This is a genomic window from Acinetobacter sp. FY731 (assembly GCF_059515905.1).
In genome coordinates this window covers 20,469-27,025 of sequence record NZ_JCAKNB010000015.1, presented here as the reverse complement: position 1 = coordinate 27,025, position 6,557 = coordinate 20,469, and the positions used below count along the sequence as shown (strand labels likewise).

Below are 6,557 nucleotides of genomic sequence, written 5' to 3'. Positions count from 1 at the left end.
CTTTGCATTGAGCACAACGAGTTGAAAGTAAATCTATTTGGTCGTGTTGTTTGTAAATCATGCGCAAAGGATTTGATTAAGCAAGTCCATATCAAACACGAATCAGAAGTAAATCAATCTGTTCGTGAAAAACACTTTGCAGGAGCAATGCTACCAAGTCGTCATGCTGAGAGTGGGTTTAAAAACTACCAAGTGAAAAATAAAGGGCAAGAAATTGCTTTAACTCAGTGCTCAACATTCGCAAAAGATATTAACAACAGCATGAATCGCAATTTGATCATGGTTGGACGTACTGGAACAGGTAAAACGCATTTGTCGTGTTCAGTGGCTAAAAACGTGCTCAACAAACGTAAATACGCTCGTTATATCACTTCTGAAGATATGGCGAATGAAATTGCCAATGCTTGGAAAAAAGCCGATGACAGTGAAGCTAGTGCGATTCATCGCTTCACTGAATACGATTTATTAATTCTTGATGAATACGGCTTGCATGATCGTCATGAGAACAGATTGCAGTTAGTGCACAAGGTTTTGTACTCACGTTATGACGCAAAAAAAGCAACGATGCTTATTTCAAATATGACGATTGAAGAACTTCAAAAAGATTTAGGTGATCGTCTTTGGTCTCGTTTTCAACATGACGGTTTAACGATTGTTGAATGCAATTGGAATGATTCAAGAGTTGGGGGTGGGGTGTGAGTGTAGAAGTTCAGGTAACAGAAATAAACCGTCAAAAAATGACAGTTACGATCGAAGCTTATCAAAACTCTGGTCGAATTTTTAAAAGCTCAATGCCATACAAAATTGAAACTAGAGCACATATCGAAACATTGCTTAAAAAAGAGCTTAAGGCATTTAGCAGACCATCGTATGGCGGAATGTACATTACGTTTATGTGTCGTATTGGAGGATTGTCATGAGAGATCAGTACACATTGGATTGGTGTGAAGAATTGGAAGGATTGGCTTATGCCCCCCCTAATTAATCATGGCACTGTTTACGCATACAACAAACATAAGTGTCGTTGCGAGTTTTGCAAAGAAGCAAAAACAATCAGTAATCAGCGCTCAGCACTAAAAGCAAAAATGAAAGCGCAGGTGGTGGCATGAACTCAAAACCTAAATACATTGAAACGGAATTAGGTCGTGAAAAGCTTTGTATTGAGTGTCAAGAATATTGGCCGTTGGATAGTGAATTTTGGTTCACATACAAAGGTAAAAAGAAGAAAGACGGTACTCAATCCACTTGTTATGAGGCTGCGTGCAAAGGGTGTTATGTGATTCGTTATAAGCCCAGTCGCTTAGCAAAGAAAAAATATAGCGTTCGATCAGGTTATGAGGTAGCAGCATGACAAATCACGACTTAGAAGAAGAACTCTTACAAGAACAATTTCAAGAGAACGAAGCGGATATGGGGGTTGAATGACCAGTATCTCACTCGCTGAATACAAGAAACAATATGGAAATAAGCTTAAATCAAAATGTCCGAAGCGTGGCGTGAAGAAACAGAGTAAGGGCGAGGAAATACTAGGGATGCAATTAAAAGCGCTGAAAATCGCATTTAAGAGCGAATTTAGGTTTCACCCGACAAGGAAATGGAGAGCTGATTTTTATATTGAAGATACAAAGCTGTTAATTGAGGTTGAAGGGGGTATTTGGTCAGGTGGTCGTCACACAAGAGGTAAAGGCTACTTGGGGGATATGGATAAATACAACGCAGCAACAGCAATGGGTTATCAGGTATTTAGATTTAGCACTGAACAAGTAACAAGTGGTTTTGCGATTAAACAAATTGAAGAATTGGTGAGAGGGTAAAGGGATGAATGCAGTTGCTGAAAAAACAGAGAAAATGACCAATTTGGAATGGTTGTGCCAAATTGGACTTAAAGCAATTGAATACAATGCAGATCCAAAGGGTACTGGTGAAAAAGGTCCATCATGGGAAGATCGTTGTGGTGCTATTGCTTCAATCGAATGTCCTGCATGTAAAGCATATTGTGAATTGTTAGTTTGGGGTGATTATCGGGATAATACTGTTGCATACGATGTACTACATAAACACTTTGCTAAAATCCTATGTGATGCGCTTAAAGATAAGGTTAAACGCGTTACATTTAATATTGAATCGTTAAGTTTAAAAGTTTCAAAAATGGTACTGTTCTTTCATTTACGTGGGGCAAAAGAACCTTGTGTTGAAAAGCGATTGAAGTTTGTTGGTGTTACAGAGGTTAAATCTGAAACCTATCGAAAGAATTATATTTTCTTGGAATACATGGTTGAGCAAATGCTTGATGATATGAAAGATGAAATAGATTATTACGTTGAAATTTATCGTAAAAGTTTAAGAAACTCTTAATTGACAAAATTGCGGTATGTAAGGTATAGTTTTTATACAGTGGTCGAACTGCGTAAGTGATAGACCGAATTAAGAAGCTCATCGAAAGGTGGGTTTTTTTAATGCCAGTTATTTAATCCTATAGTTCATAGATTAATAAAGTATCAATGTTGTAAAACTTATTTTTTGGTAGATATTACTAGTTACTTAATAAATAAACCTAGTAAAATAGTGGGTGTTACTCCACAGGAATTTAATTTTTAATTCCAAGTTTATAACCTGCATTTCTTCCCCAAGAGATGCGGTTTTTTTTTGCTTATCGAAAAGTTAATTTTATTGATATATTTTGCTAATAAAAGCTAAACCTTTGTCTGTTATATTGTGTTTGCAATAAAAGCAACTAAGTCAGCGCAAATGATTAGGTGTGAGGCCCATCGAAAGGTGGGCTTTTTTTATTGTCTAAAATAAACCAACCAAGTGGTGATGATGTGAAAGATGCTATTGGGCTTGGTTAATTGTTTTGAGCAACATAGTTTTGGCGACTTCCTTTTATTCTTAGTGGTTTAGATTGATTGTCGCCAAACTTACGTATTTGATACAAACTAAGTATTAAATCCGACTATATTAGTATAGATTCTCTAGTTTATTACCCACGTACTCCAATTCGTGGGTATTTTTTTGAATAAAATACTTTTTTGGTAATTAAAGGTAATAAGAAAAAAATAGAATATATATTGTTATACGTATTGTCCGAAAGCGTCCGTTCCAAGTGGAATTTTTACATATTGCATTATTTTCAAAACATATTATTATAAAAAATAACAAAAAATAACGAGGATAAAAATATGACCTCCGATGATATAATAGACATAATGCTTATAGTGGTTTCAGCGGTGATCTTAACCTTTTTAGTGTATAAATTTGGGCAGATGGTTTAAATTGAATAAGGGGTATAGCTGACAGCTATACCTTTTTAATATGTAAATTTAAAAATTTAATGATTGATTAGTTATTAAAAAAGCGTATATTTCATCTAGAATTCAATGCGCTGAATTTTGTTTGTATTTTTCGAGACCCATCAAGTTAACTCTTGGTGGGTTTTTCGTATGTAAAAAAAGAAGGTTTGTATCCTCTCCCAAAGATACAAACCTCAATTTATTTTTATAATGCGCTGAATTGCTATTATTTATTGTATGAAGGAATTGTACTTGTTTTTTTTGATTTTTTATAACATTTGGTAAAATAATAAGTATAGATAATAAAAATACCAATAGAATTAATATGGTTTTAAAATTTTGATAAATAACAACTTATTTTATGTATGTGGTTTTGATTGAAATTAAAAAATTAGATGATATTTAAAATAATTGTTGTAGTGGTCGATATTGTAGAGATTGGTACGAAATTTTAAATAACCAAATATATAACTATGTTTTCATTATTTAATTACCTTGGTTATTTCGGTAACCCTAGCCGAACGGATTACGGCACATGAAGCCCCATCGAATACTTAGTTATTGGTGGGGCTTTTTCTTTTCATTGTTGAAATATTTTTTTTGTTCATTATTAAAGCAAGAATAATGATTTGATTTATGATATAAAAACCTAAAATTTTACATTTTGGGGGTAAGAAGTGGTTGCTGAAGAAATTATCATTGAAACTGAATATCACGTTTACTATTCAAATAAAAATTACATTCCAATTGATTTTGTGATTAATAGCTTGAAAGCAATCGAAAGTACTTTACTCAAAACGCCTCAGTTTATTGAGAAGGTATATCCAGGGATAAAAGTTACTAATTCTGAAATTTTTATTGAGCACTTAGAGAGCGGAAGCTTAGATTTAAAATTCCTTCTTAAGCAAACATTAGGTGAAGCAAATTACTCCAAAGTAGAAAAACTTGGGAGTGATGCGAAACAGTGTTTAAAAGAAATAGCTAAGGATAATAGTGTAGTGAAAAGTCTCGTTGTTGCAGGCGCTACCGCTATTCTTTCAGTGGGCGCAACAATAGCTGTTATGAATGCTTTAGGGGGCTCATCGGAGCCAGCCAAGCCATCTGTAGTAGTTGTGAATAATGGTATTATGAATTCGAATGGTACTATGATTTTGACAGGTGATGAAGTCAAAGAAGTAATTGATGCTTTGCCTCAAAAACAGATTGCAAAAAATGCTGTTGACTTTGTCCAGCCGGCAAAGCTGGAAAAAGGTGCTGAAATCACTGTTGATAGTAAGGATGTGCTGTTAGAGCAGGTTAAATTTGATGGTAATTTTGTTGATAATGTTCCTGACAACTATAAACCACCTGTTCAAGATGAGCGTGAAAAAAACTATTCAAATGTTGATGCGTGGGTATATGCCTCAGACCAAGATAACAAGACAAGAGGGTGGGCGGGATTGGTTCCTGATATCCATGATAAAAGAGTAAATTTTATACTTGGTGAAAATATAGATCCAGCTCAGCTACACTCTTATGGTAAGAGAAAGATCAAGGCTGATATAATTGTTCATGAAAAATATAATCCTCAAAAAAAGCAATTTGAATTAAAAAATATAGAAATACTAAATTTTAGCTAATTGTTATTATTAGAATCACTCTCAAAGCCCCTTGCATTCTAGATGTTGAGGGGCTTTTTCTTTTTTATAAAGCCCACACTGGGTGAACTTTACTGTTTGGAGTTTTAATATGTTGAATCATAATGAAAAGCTTGAATTGGTTGTAAGCCTAATCAATGCTGGCATTAAAGATCCTAATGAAATCGTATTTAATATTAAAAAAATTGAAGAAGAACTCTTTAAAAAGAAAGATTAAAGAACATCTTTAACTTCAATTCCTGAAATAGTAATAATTTGATGGCACTGATTATATAGTTTTAAATAGTATTCACGTGGGTTGGGTTGTAGGTAATCTGCTTGTTTTGCTCTACCTTCAGCGTAGATAATTTTCTCCATAAGATCAAATGCAACTCGTTCTTTAGAATTATCTTTGATTTCAATTGGATTGGTGATTCTAGTTGTATCGCTCATTCTTTTCTCCACCCGATCTGTTGTAGGGACTGTGTCGGGTTCACAGAGGATGAAGTGTTCTTATTATTAAGTGAATTGTCTATTGAACATTATGGTAATTGAATTTTAAGACCACCCTCGGGTGGTTTTTTTACGTTTATTGGTGGTGGATATGAATAGAAAGCAGAAGAAAGCTAAGTGTTTGAATGCTCAAGCTCATACAAGAAATCAAGGTAAAATTGCAACAACACCATACAAAGAAGAAATCACGCAAGCATGGGATTTTTCTCAGGAAGATTACTACAAAGAATTATCAAATGAGACAAACCGATTCAATAAAGCTTGGTATCTAGTTATTGTTCTTATTATTGGGATGTTTGTATGGTTGATAAAGTAGAAGCGAAGAAGAATATTAAAACCCTGTCAGATGAAATCGAGAAATACCAAAACCTATCTCGTGGATTAATGACCAGAGATGAAATGATAGTTGTTGATTCCAAAATTACAGAATTTAAGAATCGTGTAAGAAATTTAAGGGCGTTATTGCAATGAAGCGACCATATCCACCTGAAAGCCTTTTAGGTTTAGATCCTGAGTATGACCCAATTGATTTTGAGCCAGCGCATGATTTAAGAAAGTGGATATTAGAAACATTCGTATATGAAGAAGGTGATTTGTATAACCCAGACCACGATCATATACAAATGTTTGAGCGTGATTTTTTCGATGTTTTATGGGCTTCATCTGCATTTGTTAAGGCTGAACAGGTAGTTTTAGGGCAAACCGAGCGCGTCATGATTAACATGGGTGGTTGGAAGAAAGCTAGACAAGAGTTGCAGCTAAGAAATTGGTTTGGTCATATACCTACATACATCATCACTATTGATGCTCAGTTTGCATCCCAAGCGAGTGATACTGATTTTTGTGCCTTGATTGAGCATGAGTTGTATCACATTGGTGTTAAACGTGATGAAGATGGAAATATTCTTGTCAGTCAAATGACTGGTGAGCCTAAGCATTTTTTACGTGGTCACGATGTAGAAGAATTCCACGGTGTTGTACAACGTTATGGTGCATCTGAATCAGTCCAAAAAATGGTAGAGCTTGCAAATGATGGTCCAACAATATCAAAAGCAAATATTGCTCATGCATGTGGTACGTGTTTATTGAAGTTGGCTTAATTTTTTTTGCCTATTTTGTTTTACGTAGTTTTACAAAG

At 34.5% G+C, this 6,557-nt stretch carries 11 protein-coding genes; 10 read left to right on the top strand and 1 reads right to left on the bottom strand.

What is annotated here, in order from left to right:
- From AC5YC8_RS13100 to AC5YC8_RS13070, 7 genes are all read left to right on the top strand, one after another.
- Positions 1-699 (top strand): ATP-binding protein (locus tag AC5YC8_RS13100; protein WP_496164832.1); only part of this gene is annotated, 699 nt, incomplete at its 5' end.
- The gene (locus AC5YC8_RS13095; protein ID WP_496164831.1) at positions 696-920 is read left to right on the top strand and encodes a hypothetical protein; all 225 of its coding nucleotides are present in this window, start codon (positions 696-698) and stop codon (positions 918-920) included. The genes AC5YC8_RS13100 and AC5YC8_RS13095, both read left to right, overlap by 4 nt.
- A 185-nt stretch (positions 921-1,105) precedes the next feature.
- On the top strand, positions 1,106-1,351 hold the full coding sequence (locus tag AC5YC8_RS13090; protein ID WP_496164830.1) for a hypothetical protein: 246 nt from the start codon (positions 1,106-1,108) through the stop codon (positions 1,349-1,351).
- A gap of 70 nt (positions 1,352-1,421) precedes the next feature.
- Positions 1,422-1,814: a DUF559 domain-containing protein gene (locus AC5YC8_RS13085; RefSeq protein ID WP_496164829.1), complete on the top strand. Its 393-nt coding sequence runs from the start codon at positions 1,422-1,424 to the stop codon at positions 1,812-1,814.
- Positions 1,815-1,818: 4 nt separating this feature from the next.
- Positions 1,819-2,355 (top strand): hypothetical protein, encoded by a 537-nt coding sequence (locus AC5YC8_RS13080; RefSeq protein WP_496164828.1) that lies wholly within the window; start codon positions 1,819-1,821, stop codon positions 2,353-2,355.
- Positions 2,356-3,967: 1,612 nt separating this feature from the next.
- The gene (locus tag AC5YC8_RS13075) at positions 3,968-4,909 is read left to right on the top strand and encodes a hypothetical protein (RefSeq protein WP_496164827.1); all 942 of its coding nucleotides are present in this window, start codon (positions 3,968-3,970) and stop codon (positions 4,907-4,909) included.
- 109 nt (positions 4,910-5,018) lie between these two features.
- Complete coding sequence (locus AC5YC8_RS13070; RefSeq protein ID WP_496164826.1) at positions 5,019-5,144, top strand: hypothetical protein; 126 nt, start codon at positions 5,019-5,021, stop codon at positions 5,142-5,144.
- Here the strand turns inward: AC5YC8_RS13070 and AC5YC8_RS13065 are convergent.
- The gene (locus AC5YC8_RS13065) at positions 5,141-5,359 is read right to left on the bottom strand and encodes a hypothetical protein (protein ID WP_496164825.1); all 219 of its coding nucleotides are present in this window, start codon (positions 5,357-5,359) and stop codon (positions 5,141-5,143) included. The two genes, AC5YC8_RS13070 and AC5YC8_RS13065, sit on opposite strands and share 4 nt — an antisense overlap.
- Before the next feature lie 151 nt (positions 5,360-5,510).
- Between AC5YC8_RS13065 and AC5YC8_RS13060 the strand changes: the two genes are divergently transcribed.
- From AC5YC8_RS13060 to AC5YC8_RS13050, 3 genes are read left to right on the top strand one after another with little or no spacing between them, the layout of a single operon-like run.
- Complete coding sequence (locus AC5YC8_RS13060; protein WP_496164824.1) at positions 5,511-5,735, top strand: hypothetical protein; 225 nt, start codon at positions 5,511-5,513, stop codon at positions 5,733-5,735.
- Positions 5,720-5,890 (top strand): hypothetical protein, encoded by a 171-nt coding sequence (locus AC5YC8_RS13055; protein ID WP_496164823.1) that lies wholly within the window; start codon positions 5,720-5,722, stop codon positions 5,888-5,890. Before AC5YC8_RS13060 ends, AC5YC8_RS13055 begins: the two co-directional genes overlap by 16 nt.
- Positions 5,887-6,519, top strand: coding sequence for a putative metallopeptidase (locus AC5YC8_RS13050; protein ID WP_496164822.1), 633 nt, complete (start codon positions 5,887-5,889; stop codon positions 6,517-6,519). Before AC5YC8_RS13055 ends, AC5YC8_RS13050 begins: the two co-directional genes overlap by 4 nt.
- The last annotated feature ends 38 nt before the right edge of the window (positions 6,520-6,557 follow it).

What these genes read in the sequence shown, in the direction of transcription:
- AC5YC8_RS13090 (WP_496164830.1), top strand. Translation starts at nt 1,106, where the DNA reads ATGAACTCAAAACCTAAATACATTGAAACGGAATTAGGTCGTGAAAAG.
- AC5YC8_RS13085 (WP_496164829.1), top strand. Translation starts at nt 1,422, where the DNA reads ATGACCAGTATCTCACTCGCTGAATACAAGAAACAATATGGAAATAAG.
- AC5YC8_RS13080 (WP_496164828.1), top strand. Translation starts at nt 1,819, where the DNA reads ATGAATGCAGTTGCTGAAAAAACAGAGAAAATGACCAATTTGGAATGG.
- AC5YC8_RS13070 (WP_496164826.1), top strand. Translation starts at nt 5,019, where the DNA reads ATGTTGAATCATAATGAAAAGCTTGAATTGGTTGTAAGCCTAATCAAT.
- AC5YC8_RS13065 (WP_496164825.1), bottom strand. Translation starts at nt 5,359, where the DNA reads ATGAGCGATACAACTAGAATCACCAATCCAATTGAAATCAAAGATAAT.
- AC5YC8_RS13060 (WP_496164824.1), top strand. Translation starts at nt 5,511, where the DNA reads ATGAATAGAAAGCAGAAGAAAGCTAAGTGTTTGAATGCTCAAGCTCAT.
- AC5YC8_RS13055 (WP_496164823.1), top strand. Translation starts at nt 5,720, where the DNA reads ATGGTTGATAAAGTAGAAGCGAAGAAGAATATTAAAACCCTGTCAGAT.
- AC5YC8_RS13050 (WP_496164822.1), top strand. Translation starts at nt 5,887, where the DNA reads ATGAAGCGACCATATCCACCTGAAAGCCTTTTAGGTTTAGATCCTGAG.